This is a genomic window from Magnetospirillum sp. WYHS-4, assembly GCA_039908345.1.
Classification (GTDB): domain Bacteria; phylum Pseudomonadota; class Alphaproteobacteria; order Rhodospirillales; family GLO-3; genus JAMOBD01.
This window is the reverse complement of record JAMOBD010000028.1, coordinates 12254-31524: the sequence shown is the minus strand read 5'-3', so window position 1 is coordinate 31524 and position 19271 is coordinate 12254. Positions and strand designations below refer to the sequence as shown.

The window sequence follows — 19271 nt, the reverse complement described above, 5'->3', positions numbered from 1 at the left end:
CATGAACATCCTCGAAGAGTTCCTGACCTCCAACATCTACGCCTGGATGCTCATCTTCGCCCGGGTCGGAACCGCCTTCGTGCTGCTGCCCGGTTTCAGCGCGCCCTACGTCGACGTCCGGATGCGGGTCGCCATCGCCCTGGCTCTCAGCCTGTTGCTCATGCCCAGCCTGGTCGGCAAGCTCCCGACGCAACCCGTGTCGGTTCTGGCCCTCACCCTCCTATTCACGGGCGAGATTCTGGTCGGAGCCTTCCTGGGGGTGGTCGGCCGCGTGCTGGTCGGCGCGTTGCAGACCGCGGGCGTCCTGTTGGCCATGTTCGCTTCCCTGGCCAATGCCCTTACCCAGGACCCCATCGTCGAACAGCAGAGCGCCACGGTGGCGACCCTGCTTTCGACCATCGGCCTGGTTCTGGTCTTCGCCACCGATCTGCACCATTTGATGCTGGTCGCCGTCGCCGACAGCTATAGCCTGTTCGACCCCAATACCGCGTTTCAGGTGGGCGATGTGGCCGATCTTCTGGCCCACAAGGTCGACGACAGCTTCGCCATCGGCTTGCAGCTCTCGGCGCCGTTCCTGATCGTCTCCATGACCTATTACGTCGGCCTGGGCATGATCTCGCGCCTGTCGCCGCAGATGCAGGCCTTCTTCTTCGCCGCCATGCCGTTGCAGATCATGGTGCAAATTGCCGTGCTGACGATGACGCTCTCCAGTATCATGTTGGTCTTCCTTAGGTACTTCCAGGACGGGTTCACACCCTTCCTCGCCCCCTAGGCGTCCCATGGCCGACGACGACGACGACGCAAGCAAAACAGAAGAACCGACAGGCCGAAGGCTGAGCAAGGCCCGCGAGAAGGGCCAGGTCGCCCTTTCGCAAGAAGTCAAGATCGGCTTCCTGCTGCTGGGAACCGCCTTCGCCCTGTTCACCTTCATCCCGTCGATGGCCAAGCATATCCAGGCCATCTCGACGCCTTACATCGAGTCGCCCCATTCCATTGCTCTGGACCCAGGGTCTCTGCAGCGCATGATGGTCGACCTGTCGCAGGAAATGGCGATTGCCACTTGGCCCATCTTCATCCTGTTGATGGTGATGGCGGTCGCCGCGACCATCGGGCAGATCGGACTGCTCTGGGCACCGGAAAAGATCCGGCCCAAGCTCGCGGCCATCAGCCCCCTCGCCGGCTTCAAGCGACTCGTTTCCATCCAGCAGATGGTCGAATTCGCCAAGGGAGTGGCGAAACTGATCGCCGTCGGCGCGATTTCCTATTTCATGGCCATGCCCCTGCTCAAGGACCTGGACCTGATCCCGGGCATGGGCATGGGCGCCATCGTCCAGCGGCTGGAGGACATCACCTTCAGCCTGATCGCCAGTACGGTGGCGGTCATGGTGGCCCTGGCGGGACTCGACTGGTTCTATCAGAAGTTCAGCTTCATGAAGAAGATGCGCATGACCAAGCAGGAGGTGAAGGAAGAGGTCAAGCAAACCGAAGGCGATCCCCACATCAAGGCCAAGATCCGCAGCTTGCGGGTGGCCCGGGCGCGCCAGCGAATGATGCAGGCGGTCCCCCGGGCCAGCGTGGTCATCACCAACCCGACCCACTACGCGGTGGCGCTGCACTACGAGATGGAAGCCATGGGCGCGCCCCGCCTGGTCGCCAAGGGCGTCGACCACATCGCCTTGCGGATTCGCGAGGTCGCGGAGGAAAACGACGTGCCGATCGTCGAGAATCCACCCCTGGCCCGCGCGCTCTACGCCACCGTGGAACTGGACCAGGAGATTCCGCCCGAACATTACAAGGCGGTCGCCGAGGTTATCGGCTATGTGATGCGCCTGCGCGGCGAGTTGAAGGGCGAGCCCGAACGGCCGAGGACGCAATAGGGGGAAAGCTTGGACGGCAAGACGACGGCAAAGGGACGGATGTCCACCGGCAAGGACCGGCTCCGCACCGCCTTCCTGGGCGACGGCAACCTGCCGCCCTGGCGGCAGCCCCCGGTCTGGGCGGCGACTTCCGCCCTGGCGGCGGGGGCGGCGGGCGGCGTTCTTGCCCTGTCCGGAGAGCCGGGGGGGGCCGGAGCCTTCGCCGTCGTCGGACTGGTCGCCACCCTGGGGTTGGCGGCACTCATGGGACGCCGCTGGGACGGGCCGGTGGCGGGCCTGCTGCTGGAGGCGGCCGAAGAAAGCCCCGCGGCGCGCATGCTGGCCGATGGCGAGGGCCGACTCATCTACGCCAACCCGGCGTTCCATCGCCTGTTCGCCATGGCCGTGTCCCTGGACGATATGGCCGCCATCCTGGACGGCGAGGATGCCACCGAGGCCTTCCGCCGCTTGCGTGGCAGTGCGGCGGCGGGAATCCCCGATCGCGCCGAGGTGCCCCTCAAGCTGGCGACCTCGGGAACACGCGAATGGCGCCGCATCTCGGTGGCCCCCCTGAAAGGGCACCGCCACATGGTGCTCTGGCAGGCCGAGGACATGACACCCGAGCATGAACTCGACCAGGTGCGCCGTCGTGAAGAAGATCGGCTGACCGACTTTCTCGACCACCTGCCGGCCGGCTTCTTTTCGGTCGATGCCCAGGGCCGCATCGTCTTCGCCAACCAGACCATGGCCGACTGGCTGGGATTGCCGGTCGAGGATATCCTGGCCCGCCGTCCACCCTTCGCCGAGTTCGTGGTTTCCACCGCCGGACGGCCGGAAGCCGGCACCGGAGGCGATGGAGACGTAGTGCTGCGCGCCGCCGACGGGGACACCTTTCGCGCCAGCCTGGTGCAGTCTGCCGCCACCGACGGGCGGGGCCGCCTGGCCTTCACCCGCTCCCTGATGCTGCGCGATCTGGCCTGGCGCCAGGAAGAGGACGAGCGCCGCCAGGCCGCCTTACGCCGCCTGCACGGCCTCTTCGACGAAGCCCCCGTGGGCATCCTGCTTCTCGACATGCAGGGGACCATCACCGACTGCAACCGGGCCTACCTCAAGCTGATCGGGCTCCATCGCGATGCCGTGGTCGGCCGTTCCTTCGCCGAACGGCTGAACAAGGAGGACCGCGCCGATGCCCTGGCCCAGCTTTCCAAGGTGGTGATGGGCACCTCGCGCGCCGCCACCCTTGACGTGCGCATGCCCGGCGCCCGCGAGCGCCAACTGGTGGCCTCGCTCTATGCCAACCGGCTGGAGGACGAATTGGGCGAGGTGGACGGCTTGGTGCTGCACTTCATCGACACCACCGAACGCAAAGACCTGGAAGTGCAGTTCGCCCAGGCCCAGAAGATGCAGGCCGTCGGGCAGTTGGCGGGCGGAATCGCCCATGATTTCAACAACCTGCTGACCGCCATGATCGGCTTCTGCGACCTGCTGCTGGAACGGCATGGCGAAGGCGACCCCTCCTTCGCCGACATCATGCAGATCAAGCAGAACGCCAACCGGGCCACCAATCTGGTACGCCAGATGCTGGCCTTCTCGCGTAAGCAGACCCTGAAGCCGGTGGTGCTGCACGTCAACGACGCCCTGTCGGAACTGGCCAATCTGCTGCGCCGGCTGATCGGCGAGAACATCGACCTGAAGATGGAAAGCGCCCGCGACCTCCATTCGGTGCGGGCCGATCCCAACCAGTTCGACCAGGTGATCGTCAACCTTGCGGTGAACGCTCGCGACGCCATGCCGCGCGGCGGCACGCTGGCCATCCGCAGCGCCAACGTGACCCTGGACCAGCCCGTCGAGCGGGGTGCCGAATCCATGCCGGCCGGCGATTATGTGCTGATCGAGGTGGCCGACACCGGCACCGGCATCGCCAAGGAGAACCTGGGCCGCATCTTCGAACCCTTCTTCTCCACCAAGGGGCCGGGCAAGGGCACCGGCCTCGGGCTCAGCACCGTCTGGGGCATCGTCCACCAGAGCGAGGGTTTCATCTTCGTCGATTCCGCACCCGGCGAAGGCACGGTCTTCTCGCTCTACCTGCCGCGCTACGAACCCGGCGACGACGAGCTTCCGGCCCCGGCGGGGGTGGAAGACATGCGTGCCAAGCCGCCGGCCGCCGACCTTACCGGAGCGGGCACCGTACTGCTGGTCGAAGACGAAACGGCGGTCCGCATGTTCGGCTCGCGCGCGCTGCGCAACAAGGGCTACCAGGTGCTGGAGGCGGCAAGCGGCGAGGAAGCCCTGGAGGTGGTCAACCGGGCCGGACGGCCCATCGATCTGATCGTTTCCGACGTGGTGATGCCCGGCATGGACGGCCATACCCTCATCAAGCTGCTGCGCCAGGAGTTTCCGGACGTCAAGGTGATCCTGATGTCGGGCTATGCGGAAGACGCGCTCAACGAGGAAATCCAGAACGATCCGACCATCCATTTCATCGGCAAGCCCTTCACCCTGAAGGACCTGGCCAGCGCCGCCAAGCGGGTAATGGGATCCTAGGAATGACCATCGCGACGCTTCTCCAGCCGTTCCGGCCTCTTCGCATCATGGATGTCGGCGCCATGCCGGAAGGAAAGCCGCGCTACGCCCCGCTTCTCGAGAGCGGCGGCGCCACGGTCGACGCCTTCGAACCGGACCCGCGTTCCCTCGCCCGGCTGCGCGAACAGGCGCCCGAAGGATACCGCTATCATGGGGTCTTCCTGGGCGATGGGGACGATCATGACTTCCACATTACCCGCTACCCGGGCTGCTCTTCTCTTTTCGCGCCCGACCCGACGATCATCGATGCCTTTATGACCATCGGCACCGGGACGGAAACGGGCAATTTCGGCCTCGTCCGCAAGGAGCGGGTCGCCACCACGCGCCTTGACGACGTTCCCGGCCTGGCGCCGCCGGACCTGATGAAGCTCGACGTGCAAGGTGCGGAATTGCTGGTTCTGCAACACGGGAAGCGCACCCTGGCTTCGGCTGCCGTCGTCGAGATCGAGGTGGAGTTTCTGCCCCTATACCGCGGACAACCCCTGTTCGACGAGGTCTTCACCTTCATGCGGGAACAGGGTTTCGTGTTGCACAAGCTCATCGACGTGGCGGGGCGAACCCTGCGCCCGATCGTTGGGCCCAACCGTTTCCTGCCGCTCAGCCAAGTCCTGTGGTCCGATGCCGTGTTCGTCCGATCCTATTTCGACCTGGAAGGATGGAGCCTGGATACCCTGACGGCGGCGGCCATCGTCCTTGGCGACGTCTATCGATCCTTCGACGTCGTCTTCCGCCTGGTCACCGAACTGGATCGCCGGGAGGGAAGCGCGCGGATCGTGCGTCTGGCCGCCGAGTTGAAGAGCGCGGGCGACCTGAACCGGCTTTACTTCAACGAGCGGGATACCCCGTGAACGGAAACCCGATCGACCAGGGCCGGGCGCTTCATCGCGCCGGCGACCTGGCGGGCGCCGCCGCCCTTTACGAAGAGGCGCGGCGACAAGATCCCGGTCATCCGGAACCCTGGCACCTGCTGGGTGTGATCGCGCTGCAGAAGGGCGACGCGGCGGGCGCCGAGCGGCTGATACGCGAAGGAATGGAAAGGGGCCAGGCGACGGCCGCCATGCTGTCCAACCTTGGCGCCGCCTTGCTGGCCCAGGGGCGCAAGGATGAAGCGGAAGGCGTCTTCGTCCGCGCCACCCGTCTCGCCCCCGACGATCCCGCCGGCTGGTACAATCTGGGCAGCCTATGCCAGGGACAGGGACGGAACGCCGAGGCAAGGGAGGCCTTCGAGCGGGTCGTGGCGCTGCGTCCCGACCATTCCGCGGCCTTAAACAACCTCGGGGTCATGGCGCGCGAAGGCAACGACTTCGCCGCCGCCCGGACTTGGCTCGAAAGGGCGGCGGCCGTGCCGGGCGGGGGCGCCCTGCCCTTTCTCAACCTGGGCGGCCTGTTCAAGGAACGGGGCTTGGCGCCGGCCGCCGAAGCCGCCTTCGCCGAAGCCGCCCGCCGGGGGGCCTCGGATGCGGCGGCCGTGCAGGAAGCGACGCTGCTGCCCGCGCTTTATGACGACCTGGAAGACCTGCAACGCTGGCGGGCCCGCTTCGAAGCCGGCATCGCCAACCTGGAAAGCCGCCCCCTGACGCTACGGGACCCGCTGCGCGAGATCGGGCTCTGCGCCTTCTACCTGGCCTACCAAGGCCTGGACGACCGGGCCTTGCAGGAAAGGCTGGCCGCCGTCTACCGGCGCGCCTGCCCGGCCCTGTCCTACACCAGCCCCCACAGGGCGGAGCGGCGGCGGGACGGGCGCCTGCGCATCGGCCTGATTTCCAAATACTGGCGCAACCATACCATCGGCAAGCTGAACCGGGGCCTAGTGGAACGCCTGGACCGAAACCGCTTCGAAGTCGTCTTGCTGGCGGCGCCTGGGCCGGTCGACGAGACGGGGCGGCAGATCCGGGCTGTCGCCGACCGGGCCGTCGCCCTGCCGCCCGACCTATGGGCGGCCCAGCGGGCGGTGGCCGCAGAGCGGCTGGACCTGCTCTATTTCACCGACATCGGCATGGACCCTTTCACCTACTTCCTGGCCTTCGGACGCTACGCCCCGGTCCAATGCGTCGCCTGGGGCCATCCGGTCACCACCGGCCTGGATACCCTGGATTGGTTCGTCATCCAGAAGGACATGGAAGATGCGGGCGGGGAGGAGCGCTACACCGAACGCCTGTTGCGGCTGAACGAGATTCCCACCTTCTATCGCCGCCCCCCCGCGCCGCCCCGGCGCGACCGCGCCCATTTCGGGCTGGCGGAGACGGGCACCCTCTACCTTTGCCCCCAATCCCTGTTCAAGCTGACGCCGGCCTTCGATCCCGTCTTCCGCGCCGTGCTGGACGGCGACCCGACAGGGCGCCTGGTGCTGATCGACACCATGAGCATCGCCGAACACCGCGACGCCTTGGACCGCCGCTTCCGCCGGCACTTGGGCGAGGCGGCCAGCCGCGTCCATTTTCTTCCCCGCCAGACGGAAGAGGATTTTCTGGCCCTCACGGCCCTGGCGGACGTCATCCTCGATCCCTTCCCCTTCGGCGGCGGCAACACCTCGCTGGAGGCGCTGTCGGCCGGCACCCCCATCGTCACCCGCCGCACCGGCATGCTGCGCGGCGATCCGACGACGGCCATGCTTTTGCGCCTGGAGGTTCCCGAACTGGCGGCCGCCGACGAGGCGGGATATGTCGCGACCGCCCTCCGCCTGGGCCGGGAGCCGGATTTCCGCCAGGCCATGCGGGACCGCATCGCGGCGAAGGCGGGAATCCTGTATGAGAACCAGACCTACATCGACGAAATATCGGCCTTCTTCGAACGGGCGGTCGCCTTGTCCTCTTGACGGCGGAAGCGGAGCAAGCCATTGCTCTCCCCTTCCCGGAGACTGGAGGACGCCCATGACCCCCGACGCCCTGTTCGATTCCGCCCTCGAGAGCCTGCCTTTGCTGCGCAAGGGCAAGGTCCGCGACGTTTACGCGGTGGACGAGGACAAGCTGCTGATCGTCGCGTCCGACCGCCTGTCGGCCTTCGACGTCATCCTGCCCACGCCCATCCCCGGCAAGGGCCGCCTTCTGACGTCGGTGTCCAATTTCTGGTTCGAGCGTACCAACGCGACGATGGACAACCACATCCTGGATATCCCCCTGGAGCAGGTGCTTTCCGACCCGGCCGAACGCGAACGGGTGCGGGGCCGCGCCGTGGTGGCCAAGCGTTTCAAGCCCCTGCCGGTGGAAGCCATCGTGCGCGGCTACATCGTGGGAACCGGGTGGAAGGACTACCAGGCGAGCGGCGCGGTCTGCGGCGTCAAGCTGCCCGCCGGCTTGCGTCTGGCCGATCGCCTGCCCGAGCCCATCTTCACGCCTTCCACCAAGGCGGCCGTGGGCGAGCATGACGAGAACATCAGCTTCGACGAAGCCGCCCGGCTACTGGGCGGCACGGTCGCGGAACAGGTTCGCGACGCCACCCTGAAGGTCTACAAGGAGGCGCGGGATTTCGCCGCCTCGCGCGGCATCATCATCGCCGACACCAAGATGGAATTCGGCATGGACGACGACGGCCGGGTCGTGCTGATCGACGAGTTGCTGACCCCCGACTCGTCGCGCTTCTGGCCGGCCGACGAATACAGGCCGGGCGCCAACCCACCCAGCTTCGACAAGCAGTATGTCCGCGACTGGCTCGAAGGCTCGGGCTGGGACAAGAAGCCCCCCGCACCGGACCTGCCGGCCGACGTGGTGGCCCGTACCGCCGAGAAATACCGCGAGGCGGAAAGGCGCCTCACCGGGAAGTAATACCTGCGGTGTGGAATAACAGAGGCAGGGAGTTTAGCTCGGCGACGACGAACGGCGAGAGCCGGGCTCCCTCTTGAACCCCTTCCGGATTCCCTGGATAAAGAAGCCCATGGCAAGGGAAATCCTCCGATGAACCCGATCATCCGCGGCATGACGATCCGGTACGGGCTGGTTCTTTTCGGATTGGCGCTGCTGACGTTCGGCTCGCACCTCCTCCTCGCCAACATCCTGGACAGCGAGCGGACCAGCGCCGCCGAACTCAACCTTGCCGGCCGCCAGCGCATGCTCAGCCAGCGCATCGGCCTGTTGGGTATGGAACTCGACCGGCTGTCGGAAGGCCCCTTGCGGGCGGCGGTGCGCGCGGAATACCGCCAGGCCTTGGATCAGATGGACCGGTCCCACCGCATCCTCGTCCAGGGTGACCCCACGCTCGGCATCCTGCCGCCGCGGACCGAGGCCTTGCACACGCTCTATTTCGGGCCGAGACGTTTCCTTGATCGCGACGTAGTCTCGTTTCTCGATCAGGCCCGCCAGCTTTTCGAGGAACATGCCGTCGGCGTTCCTTCCCGAGAGGCCGGCCATGACCATGCGGAGGACTTCGCCATCCTGGCCTTCGGCCGCTTACTGGATGGCTTGGAGGAAGCGACCAGCCAGCATCAGGCGGATAGCGAAGAACGCCTTCAAGATCTGGCGCGGTTGCAGGACGCCACCTTGGGGGCGATCCTGCTGGTCCTCGTGCTGTCGGCCTTCGCCGTCTTCCGTCCCACCGTGACCAGGCTCGCCGCTCATATCCGCGAAATCACGGAAGTCCAGGAAAGCTTGCGCAAGCTATCCCGGGCCGTCGAGGAGAGTCCGACCTCGATCGTCATCACCGACGCCCATGCCCGCATCGAATACGTCAATCCCAAGTTCTGCGAACTTACCGGCTACACCATGGCGGAGATCCTGGGCCAGAATCCCAGCATCCTGAAGTCCGGCAACACCCCCGCCGCCGCCTACGGGAACATGTGGCGGGCCCTTAGGGCGGGCCAGGAGTGGCATGGAGAGTTCCTCAATCGGCGCAAGGATGGAACCACCTTCTGGGAAATGGCCTCCATCTCCCCCATCAAGGACGCCGCCGGAAGCGTCACCCATTTCGTCGCCGTCAAGGAAGATATTACCGTACGCAAGGCGATGGAACATAGCCTCCGCGCCGCCCGGGCGGAATACGACAGCCTGCTGACCAGCATCCGCGCCGGAGTCAACAAGATCGATCTGGAGGGCTCCGTCACCTTCGCCAATGCCGCTCACGACGCCATGTTCGGCCTTCCGCCCGGCGGAAGCCTGGGTCTGAAGGTCTGGGATTTCGTCGATGCGGCCGAACGTCCCGCCATGCTGGAGATGTTCCGCAGAGTCATCGCCGAGCACCCGGAGCCCACGCCTTACGTGGCCGTCTTCCGCCGGACGGACGGGACCGAAATGGTGGTCCAGACCGACTGGGGCTATGAATTGGGGGCCGCTGGCGACGTGATGGGCTTCGTCTCGGTGATGAACGACATCACCGACCGGAGGCGGGCCGAGGTCCAACTCCAGGAGGCCAAGGAAGAAGCGGAACGCGCCAACAACGCCAAATCCGAGTTCCTGTCGCGCATGAGCCACGAACTGCGCACCCCCTTGAATGCGATCATCGGCTTCGGTCAACTCCTCGAATACAACCCGAATGAACCCCTGACCGAAAAGCAGAAGTCCTCGGTCGCTTATATCGTGCAAGGGGGACACCACCTGTTGGAGTTGATCAACGAGATCCTCGATCTGGCGAAGATCGAAGCCGGGCACCTCGAGCTGTCCTTGGAAAGCGTGGCCGTGGCCCCGTTGGTTGCCGACTGTCTGCCGTTGATCCAGCCGCGGGCGGACGAACGGCACATTACGGTGCGGGTCGCCGCGGACCAAGGCAGGGTGGTCAGAGCCGACCATACCCGCCTGAAGCAGGTGCTGCTCAACCTGATGTCCAATGCCGTGAAATACAATCGGGACGGGGGCGCTATCGACATCTTCTATTCCGACGCGCCGAACGGCCTGCTGCGTATCGCGGTCGCCGATACCGGTCCCGGCATCCCGGAGGAGCACCAGGGGGAAGTCTTCCAGCCTTTCAACCGTCTGGGGGCCGAGGGTTCCACCGTCGAGGGTACCGGCATCGGTCTCACCATTACCCGCCGCTTGATCGAGGCCATGGGAGGCCGCATCGGTTTCGCCAGCAAGCCGGGCGAGGGGACCACCTTTTGGGTGGAAGTGCCGACCGCCGACGCCCTGGCCTCCGCCGAGGCGGCGCCGGAGTCCGAGGCGGGAGCGGGGGTGGGGACGGAGCCGCATGCCTGGGCCGGGGCCCGTGTCCTCTACGTCGAGGATAACCCGACCAATGTCGAGTTGATGCAGATATTCCTGGCAGGAACGAAGGGCTTCCATCTTCTCGTCGCCGTCACGGCCGAGGAAGGGCTGGATATGGCGCGGCGGGAAAGACCCGACATCATCCTGATGGACGTCAATCTGCCGGGCATGAGCGGCGTCGAGGCCGTCCGGCGGCTCAAGGCCGATCCGGAAACCCGAGGCATCCCGGTAATCGCCGTCAGCGCCGCCGCCATGCCGCGCGACGTCGAAGCAGGCGTGGAGGCCGGCTTCGACTCATACCTGACCAAGCCCATCAACCTGCGAGAAGTCCTGAAAACCATCCACCACCTGCTCGCGAACCGAGCGAGCGTCCTGACATAAACAGAAGATCAACGAATGGCCTATGCTCCCGCCCAGGGATCGCCTTCCCCCTGGGAGCGCGGGCCTCCGGCGGATGGAACGCGCTTCCAGAGCCCGACGCAGCCTAGAATGATGGTGTATGAGCCGTCCGCGCTGAGGCATAATCCGACGTCATGGCGATGCGACCTTCATCCAATCCGGCGATCCAGGGACCGCAGGCGACGTTGCCTTTGGGGGGAGCCAATCCCAGCCCCGAAGAGCGGGCCGAGACCCTGATCCGCCGCCTGGAACAGTTCATCCGCGAGGGAAAGTCCCCCGACGGCATCGCCATGCCGTTCCGGAAGTGGCAGGAGATGGCCTATATCGAAATCGCCGAGGCCATCCGCGATGCCGAACGGATATGGCGCCAGGACCAGCGGTTCGTCGATCGCTTCTTCATGGTGGGCGCGGCAGCGCTGGTGACGCTCGGCATGTGGGGTACGGCCCTGGCCTTTCAGGCCGGCCCCGACCGGCGGGTGACCGCCTTCCTGTTCCTGGGGGCCGGGGCGACGGTCTTCTTCCTGCTGGCGCTCTGGGGCATCCACAAGGTGCAGAAATACTACCGGGCGGGCGAACGCCGCCGCATGTTCCGGCGCGTGCGCACCATGGACGCCCGCTTGCGGGCCCTGGAAAAGCACCTGGAAAAGCGTCTCGACCGCCTTGAGGAAATCGAAGCGGAAATCGGCGAGCGCGAAACCGCCGCCACCGCGCCACGCGGCGAGACCTGATCAGGAAGAAGCGACGGGCAGGCGCTTGGTGCGGGAGGGAACCCGGGCGGTGGGCAGGCGGCGGGATTCGCGGCCGTTGAGGCCGGCGACCTGCTGCTTGATCTCGCGGATTTCGGCCGCCTGGGCCTCGGCACGCCGCAAGGCGGGAGCGATGAGGGCGCTGCGCAAGGTCTCCAGGTCGGCCGCCGCCCGTTGGAACAGGCCAGTCACGCCACCCACCGCCAAGCGCGCAGGCACGGCCAGAGGGCCGAGAAAGGCCAGGACGTCTTCCAGCACCTCGATTTCGGCGCCGTCGACCGCATTGCGCAGGGCCACCACGGCACCGGTGTCGCCTTCGATGGTCAGATCGCGGGCGAAGAACATGGCATCGCCGTCGATCTTGCCCTCCAGAAGTTGGATCAGCGTAAGCAGGGGGCCGCGGATGGTGGCATCGGCTTCCAGCCCCTCGACATCGGCGAAGACTCGCAAGGAAGGCAACAGGGCATCGGGCTTCAGCAGGAAAACAAAGGGCAAATCGGTGGGCACGATCAGGAAAGCCGGATCGCCCACGCCCGACAGGCGGTCGAACAGGCCGGGATGGCGCCGCTGGATCGCCCGCATGGCGAAGTCCAGCGCCGGCTGTAGCGCGGCCGGCGGCAGGGGGCGCAGGGCCAGCCCCGCCAGAAGGAAGGGCGTCAGGGGCGGCGGCATGGGACTCGGCTTGGCGACGGTCATCACCGACCTATACCGCAGGGAGCCGGTATCTTTCAACGCCGCTTGTCGCCTCCCCCCCCACGTGGCACGATCTGGCGTATTCTCCCGTTGTCGGGAGGAACGGAACGGCGAGGCGGGCCAAGTGCGAGACGCGGAACTCCTTGAACAGATCCAGGCCGGGGACGCGGCAGCCATGAATGCCGCGGAGGCTCGGGCATCGGCCGAGCCCGACCGGACGGCCGCCATGGCCCGAATCCTCGTCGAACGGGGACGGCGGCTGGAAGCGCGCCGCCTCCTCATGCCGCTCCTCGCCGCCCATCCCTGGCATGCGGCCGCCTGGGTGGCGATGGCCGAGGCCCAGCGGTCCGTCGACCGGATCGGCGAGAGCCTCGAAGCCTGGTGGCGGGCCACCCAGTCCGATCCCGGCTTGGCCGAGGCCCATTTCGGCTTTGCGGCCTTGCTGGCTTATGTGGGCGACTCGGATCTGGCGCTGGTCTCTTTTCGACGAGCCCTGGAGTTGATGCCCGACTCCCCGCAGGTCCACAGCAGTTATCTGGTGGCCATGCAGTACACCTCGGGCGTAGGGCGGGAAGACATCGCGGCGGAGCACCGCCGTTGGGCGGCCAAGTTCGCTCCCACCCTCCCGCCCCGCCCGGAGCTGCGAGATCCCGATCCGGAGCGGCGGCTGCGGATCGGCTTGGTTTCGGGGGATTTCCGATTCCATGCCCTGGAGCACTTCTTCCTGGAACCCTTGCGTCAAAGGTCCCGCGACCGCTGGGAAGCCATCTGCTATTCGAACACCCCGGTCACCGACAACTCGACAAGGGCCTTCCAGTCCGCCGCCGATGCCTGGCGCGATGTCACGACCCTGGATGACGACGAGATGTTCGACCTCATCCGCGCCGACGGGATCGACCTGCTCGTCGACCTCAATGGACAGACCCGGGGCAATCGCCTGCCGGTCTTCGCAAAGCGGGCGGCGCCCATCCAGGTTTCCTGGATGGACTATGTCCATTCGACCGGCCTGGCCGCCATGGATGCCTTGATCGTCGACCGCCATCTCGTGACTCCGGAAGATGAGCCCCTGTATGCCGAACCCATCTTCCGCCTGCCCGACGATGCCATCTGTTTTTATCCCCTGCCCTACCTTCCCGCGGTGACTCCGCCGCCGCATCGGCGCCGCGGCCACGTCACCTTCGGCTGTTTCAACATGCCCCAGAAGATCGGCCCCGCCGCCGTCGCCGCCTGGGCCCGGGTCCTGCACAGGGTTCCCGGATCGAGAATCCTGTTGAAGGCCAGCGAATTCCGGCATGCCTGGGTGCAGAATCGCTACCGGCGCCTGTTCGCCGGCCACGGCATCGGCATGGAGCGTCTGGAATTCCAGGGTGGCGGCGCCCATCCCGATTTCGTCGCCGGCTACGGCGGCGTCGATATCGCCCTCGATCCGTTCCCTTATTCGGGGGGGCTGAACACCTGCGAGGCGCTATGGATGGGCGTTCCGGTCATCACCTTCGCCGGAGACCGCCAGGGAAGCCGACTCGCGGCAAGCCACCTCCACAACGCCGGCCTGCCCGAACTCGTCGCCCCCGACTCGGAAACGGCCATCGATCTTGCGGTATCCCTGGCCGGAGAACCGGATCGCCTGAAGGCCTACCGCGAGGAGTTGCGGCCCACCATGGCGGCTTCTCCCCTCTGCGACGTTCCCCGGTTCATCCGGAATTTCGAAGCGATCTTGCGCGACCTGTGGCGGAAGGCCTGCACGTCATGATGCTGTACCGGGGATTCGGCCTGCTGCTGCTGGGAGCGGCCTTCTTGGGAGGCGCGGCGGAAATCGCCGCCCAGGCCACCCTTTCCGACCGCCCGTGGATGCTGCCGGCCATCGACGTCTGGATCATCCTCGCGCCCTCCTCCCTGGAAGCGGCGCGCCGGGCACTGGGGCCGGAAATGCTGGACGCCTTGGCCGGAAGTCTCCTCATCCTGCCGGCTTGGCTCCTGTTCGGTCTTCCCGGTGCGGCCCTGGCTTGGCTTGGGCGCCCGCAAGACGACGAGACGGAAGGGCCGGACGAGGAATCCCTGTTCCTCTACGACCGCTTGGCCAAGCTGGCCCGCGAAGAAGGCTATGGGAACGAACCGGGCGACGGCCCCGATATCCACACCACCCTGGCTGCCGACGACGAGGACGGGCAATCCGGCGACGACCTCGCCCCCACCCAGCAGTTGCTGGCGGAAGACGAGGACTCTGGACAGGAAGGCGACGATTCCGCGCCCACGGATCAGGGATACGCCCCGGCCGACCTGGGCGATGCCAAGACCTGGATCGATGCCGAGGGCGCCGACCGCCCCAGCCGCCCACCGGAAGCGGAGGGCCAAACCCCGGCCCCGGCCGAAGAGAAGCCTCGCCCGTTCTCCGTCCCCAAACCGCCCCCCGCCGGCCTGGGCCACTGGGTGCCGCCGGCGCGGAACGAATAGCCCCGTCAGGTGCGGGCGCGCTTCTGGATGAAGGCATCCAGCCGCCCGGCCTGCTCATCGTCCAAATCCACCCGCAGATGACTGGAATGCTGGGTGGTGGCGACGATCATCCCGGGCAGCCTGCCCACATCCGGAATTTCTATTTCGAGAGCCGCGCCGCGCGCGCCCCGCAGCGACCGGTCGATCACCACCGCCCCGCCGATGGAAACGTCCTGCAACAGGCAGACCATATTCTCGCCACCCATGGAGAGGCTGCACGCCACGTTCACCGTATGGCGCCGGTTGCGCTTCCTCTCTTCCTCGTCGGTGACCGCATGCATGATCCCGTCCAGAGTGATCTCCATTTGCTGCACGCGACCGCGCACCTGCTCGGCCGACTGTTCGACGGAGCGGGAATGGCGGCTGGTTTCCCCGGTGGTCTGCGAGACCTCGCCGATGTTGGAGGTGGTCTCCTGGGTGCTGCGCGCCGCTTCCTGGGCGTTGCTGCTGATCGAGGCGGTGGCCGCCGCCTGCTTTCCGACTGCCGCGGCGATGGCGGTGGTAATCTCGTTGATCTGGCCGATGACGGTGCCGATACCCTGGATCGCCGTCACCGCATCGCGGGTCGCCGTCTGGATGCCGCCGATCTGAGCGCCGATCTCCTCGGTGGCCTTGGCGGTCTGGTTGGCCAGATTCTTCACCTCGGAGGCCACCACGGCAAATCCCTTGCCCGCCTCGCCGGCGCGCGCCGCTTCGATGGTGGCGTTGAGCGCCAGCAAGTTGGTCTGTTCGGCGATGTCGGTAATCAGGTCTACCACCTCGCCGATCTTCTGGGCGGCGCGAGCCAGGCCCTGGATCTTGGCGTCGGTGCTTTGCGCCTCCGACACCGCCCGGTCGGCGATCTGGGTGGACTTGGCCACCTGCTGGCCGATCTGCTGGATCGAAAGGGTCAGATCCTCAGCCGCCGAAGCTACCGCATCGACACTGGCCGAGGCATCGTGGGCTGCACCGGCCGCCGCTTCCGAAACACCTTCGGTGATCGTCATGGCGCGGCCCATGTCGACGGCCGCCTGATGCATGGTCTCCGCTTCCTTCATCACGGCGGCGATGGCCTCGCGCACCTCCTCGTCGAGGGCATTGGTCAGCGCCAGCATTTCGCTTTGCAGCTTGCGCTGATCGCGACGGTGCTGGGCCTCCTGGCCCGCCGAGATATGGGCGAGCTTGAGCGCGTTGGTCTTGAAGACCTCGACCGCCGCGGCCATGTCGCCGATCTCGTCCCCCCGCCCCTTGCCGGGCACCGAGACGGAATTATCCCCGTCCGCCAGCCGATGCATGGCTTCGGACATGGCGTTGAGCGGCCGACTCAACAGGCCACGCAGCACCAGCACCAGCACCACCACGGCGACCACGAAGAAGCCCATCTTGGACAACAGGCTCCAAGTTCCGGCGCTCGCCTGCAGGTCGACGAGGTGGGCACGCACCTCGGCAATGCGGTCCGCGACCGCCTTGGACTCGGCGGAGGTGTCGGCGATCGCCTTGCGGCTGGCGCCTTCCAGCGTTTCCAGGTCGACCTTCTGCTGAGCGGTGAGCGCCGCCATGCGCGAATCGGTCTCGGTCTTGAGACGGGCCAGTTCTTCCCGCGACAGCGCGACTTCCACCACGCCGCGCGGAACGTTTTCATCGCCGTGGCAGCCTTGGCATTCCTCGGTATTTTCCAGGATCTGATAGGCGTAGGCGACCGCCATCCTGCCGCCGTTCCTTTCCACCTCGCCATCCAGGGCCAGGTCGGCGCTACGCGAGGAGACTGCCTCCTTCAACACCCTGCCCCTTTCGGCGGGGATGGTGACCGCCGGCTCGACCTTACGCTTCTTGAAGGCATCGCCACCCATGCGCTTGTTGACGTCGTCGATGGTCTTGTTGTCGTGGAAGGCCAAGGTGCCGTCGACCCGCCACAGGCTGATCGAGGCGATGGCCGGATTTTCCAGGAGCGTTTCCATGATCGCCTGGGCCTGGCTGGCCTCGCCGGTCATCATGGCGTTGCGCACCAGGGTGACGACGCTGGACGAAATGCCGCGATGCAGACCGCGAAGACGGCTTTCCTCGCGCTCCGTCTTCAGGGTCTCGCGCATCTCGGTCAGGGTGTGGGACTGCTCCAGCTTGTTTTCCTGCAGGCCCAGGGACCCCTTCATCAGTTCCTGAAGCTGGGAGTCCTTCTTCTCGATGGCGGCACTCATCTCCGCCACCAAGCGCCCCGCCTCGTCGTTGACCGACCGGTTGATCTGGCGGGCGATCACCAGATCGGCGACGAAAGCCACCGCCACCAGCAGGAAGACGGCGGCGACGATCTTGGCGCTCAGGGACTTGAAATTCATGGTTCCCCCAACCGGAAGTCACATTTTTTTTAAGAGGGTAGCATAGGGGGTGCCCAAACGGGTATCCAGTTAGGACTTTTTCCCATCTCGCCGGCCGTATCCGGGCGAAAAGGGGGGAAACGGACCGAAATGGGCCCGGACCGCCGCCTTGGACCGCAGTTCGCAGGTCCGGCGCTCCGGCCCGCTGTCGCCGACGATCACCAAGCCGCGCGCGGCATCGAGGCGGATCGAACGCTGCACCGGAGGCCCGAAGCCGTGGTGGATGCCCAGGAAGCCGGCGGCGTCGAAGCGCAGACAGGTCGCCCGGCACCGATCCTCGAGGCGGAACAACCCCAGGTCGAGTGGCGAAGGCTCGTCCCGCCCCCGGCGCGGGGCGGCGTGGGCGAGAACCGACCTGTACGCGTTCCGCAGCCCCGAATCGGCCGTATAGACGAAAGAGCCGGGATCGGCCAGCCAGTCCTCCCCGTCCACCTGAAGTTCGAGGGCGAGTTGGTCGTTATGGGCGTGGCCGCCGCTGCCGTCGGCCCCGAAGCCGCCGCACCGCACCGCCAGGAAGAAGCGCGGCCCCCGCCACAGATAGATCCCGAAGTCGGGATAGGCGGCGGCCTCCAGGCCTTCCAGGAGGCGCGGGTCCGGCAGGTGGATCACGGTCTCGACCGGCGTGCATTCCACCCCTTGCGCCCCGACGCGGCGGGCCATGGCGGCCAAGCCCGGCCCGCCGTCCAGGCGCCGGCCGCCTGCCAGGGCAAAAACCAAGGCCCCGGCGACCCCGGCTTGAGGACCGGCGAAGGCGGCCAGGTCCTCGCGGCCGAACAGGCCATTGATGGCGGCGACGCTCGTTCGGTGATCGAGCGCTTCCTCTTGCGGCAGCAAGGCGAAGAAGCGGCCGTTGTCGGTATCGCCCACCTGCGCCGCCCGGCCATCGGGCTTGGTGACGTGCAGACTGAATTCGGCCGCCCGCATCAGACGTTCCGCGCAGGGTGCCGGAAAGGCCGCGGGATCGAGAGCCAGGCACCAGGCGGCCATTTCGGCGACCAGGCGGTGATAGCCCGTGGAGGCTTCGAATCCCCCGCCGTCGGGGCCTAACTGGCGCGGAATTTCCGCCGCCAGTTCCCGCGTCGCCAAGACGAGCCAATCCCGGGCCTCGGGAACTTCGGGCAAGGCCCTGGCGATCCACGTCAAGCCGGCCAGATCTGCCAGGTAGTGGTTGCCGCGCCGGGTCGGATGCCATTCCAGGTTGGCCCGGACATGGCGGCCGTGGGCGACCAGACCGGCTCCCAGTTCGGCCAGGAAGGTAGAATCGAACCTTGCCCCGTGACGGACGAACAGGCCATGGGCGAGCACCAGGTTGGCGCCCCGGATGGCCACGTCCATCGGGCAGGCCCATTGGATGCCGAAGCCGGGCGGGTTGGCAGCCAGGAAGTCGAGAACCTGAGCGCGGTATTCGTCGCGCAGGCGGCTATCGTCGGGATCGAGTGCGAAGGCCAGGGCCAGGCGCGGCAGATGTTGCAGTCGCCCCAGTTCCCACGGCACCTTGACGTCGACGCCCGGCAGGTGTCCGTAAGGCTGGGCCGCATGCCAGACCGCCTCCGACCAGCGATGGCCGGATCGGAAGTCGATCTGCCAGTCGATGGGGCGGTAGCCGACCCCGATCAGGGCCCGGATGGCCTGGGAGCGCCCCCGGTTGCCCGGCGATAGCGAACTCGCCAAGTCGCCTTCGGCCGGCGGCGGCACGGCCGGGAAGCGGATGCCGAGAAAGCCGGGGCAGGTCATGCCGTGGCCGATCTCCACCTCGCCCGACCCCAGCAGATCGAAACGATGGGCCAGGAGGCGTCCGGCTTCCGCCCGCAGCAAGGCGGCCAGAGGCTCCAGAACAGCGGACGGAAGCGCCGGAATGAAATCGACGCCCAGGCCGCCCGTCGCGTCTGCGTAGGTGCAGGTCCGGCTCCATCGGGCCTGGGCCAGGCGTCCGCCCACAAGGCGCCGGAGATAGCGCCCCCCTTGGACCGCAACCGCGCGCGGCGACAGGCGCAGAGCCTGGCGGACCAGATGGGTCAAACCCATCGG

13 protein-coding genes are annotated in these 19271 nt (G+C 66.7%); 10 read left to right on the top strand and 3 right to left on the bottom strand.

Annotated elements, in window-relative coordinates:
- Position 1: 1 nt before the first annotated feature.
- From H7841_09675 to H7841_09640, 8 genes are all read left to right on the top strand, one after another.
- Positions 2–772, top strand: a complete 771-nt coding sequence (locus H7841_09675) for a flagellar biosynthetic protein FliR (GenBank protein ID MEO5337148.1) — start codon at positions 2–4, stop codon at positions 770–772.
- 7 nt (positions 773–779) lie between these two features.
- Positions 780–1877, top strand: a complete 1098-nt coding sequence (flhB, locus tag H7841_09670) for a flagellar biosynthesis protein FlhB (GenBank protein ID MEO5337147.1) — start codon at positions 780–782, stop codon at positions 1875–1877.
- A gap of 9 nt (positions 1878–1886) precedes the next feature.
- Complete coding sequence (locus H7841_09665) at positions 1887–4400, top strand: PAS domain-containing protein (GenBank protein ID MEO5337146.1); 2514 nt, start codon at positions 1887–1889, stop codon at positions 4398–4400.
- A gap of 2 nt (positions 4401–4402) precedes the next feature.
- Entirely contained in the window at positions 4403–5287 is an 885-nt protein-coding gene (locus tag H7841_09660; protein ID MEO5337145.1) for an FkbM family methyltransferase, read from the top strand.
- Positions 5284–7254 (top strand): tetratricopeptide repeat protein, encoded by a 1971-nt coding sequence (locus H7841_09655; GenBank protein ID MEO5337144.1) that lies wholly within the window; start codon positions 5284–5286, stop codon positions 7252–7254. The genes H7841_09660 and H7841_09655 overlap by 4 nt, the downstream gene beginning before the upstream one ends.
- Positions 7255–7309: 55 nt before the next feature.
- Positions 7310–8200: a phosphoribosylaminoimidazolesuccinocarboxamide synthase gene (locus H7841_09650; protein MEO5337143.1), complete on the top strand. Its 891-nt coding sequence runs from the start codon at positions 7310–7312 to the stop codon at positions 8198–8200.
- Between the two features lie 129 nt (positions 8201–8329).
- A complete protein-coding gene (locus tag H7841_09645) occupies positions 8330–10945 on the top strand; it encodes a PAS domain S-box protein (protein MEO5337142.1) in 2616 nt (871 codons plus the stop codon).
- Positions 10946–11097: 152 nt separating this feature from the next.
- Positions 11098–11691 carry a hypothetical protein gene (locus H7841_09640; GenBank protein ID MEO5337141.1) on the top strand — a complete coding sequence of 198 codons (594 nt, stop codon included), beginning with the start codon at positions 11098–11100 and terminating at the stop codon, positions 11689–11691.
- Here H7841_09640 and H7841_09635 read toward each other — a convergent pair whose 3' ends face one another.
- On the bottom strand, positions 11692–12405 hold the full coding sequence (locus tag H7841_09635; GenBank protein MEO5337140.1) for an SCP2 sterol-binding domain-containing protein: 714 nt from the start codon (positions 12403–12405) through the stop codon (positions 11692–11694).
- A gap of 121 nt (positions 12406–12526) precedes the next feature.
- On the opposite strand from H7841_09635, the gene H7841_09630 reads away from it, so the two are divergent.
- Positions 12527–14152 (top strand): glycosyltransferase, encoded by a 1626-nt coding sequence (locus H7841_09630; GenBank protein MEO5337139.1) that lies wholly within the window; start codon positions 12527–12529, stop codon positions 14150–14152.
- Positions 14149–14853, top strand: a complete 705-nt coding sequence (locus H7841_09625) for a hypothetical protein (GenBank protein MEO5337138.1) — start codon at positions 14149–14151, stop codon at positions 14851–14853. Before H7841_09630 ends, H7841_09625 begins: the two co-directional genes overlap by 4 nt.
- Positions 14854–14858: 5 nt before the next feature.
- On the opposite strand, the gene H7841_09620 is transcribed toward H7841_09625, so the two are convergent.
- Both H7841_09620 and H7841_09615 read right to left on the bottom strand, forming a co-directional pair.
- Positions 14859–17204 (bottom strand): methyl-accepting chemotaxis protein, encoded by a 2346-nt coding sequence (locus H7841_09620; GenBank protein MEO5337137.1) that lies wholly within the window; start codon positions 17202–17204, stop codon positions 14859–14861.
- A 69-nt stretch (positions 17205–17273) separates the two neighbouring features.
- Positions 17274–19268: a heparinase II/III family protein gene (locus H7841_09615; GenBank protein ID MEO5337136.1), complete on the bottom strand. Its 1995-nt coding sequence runs from the start codon at positions 19266–19268 to the stop codon at positions 17274–17276.
- Between the last annotated feature and the right edge of the window lie 3 nt (positions 19269–19271).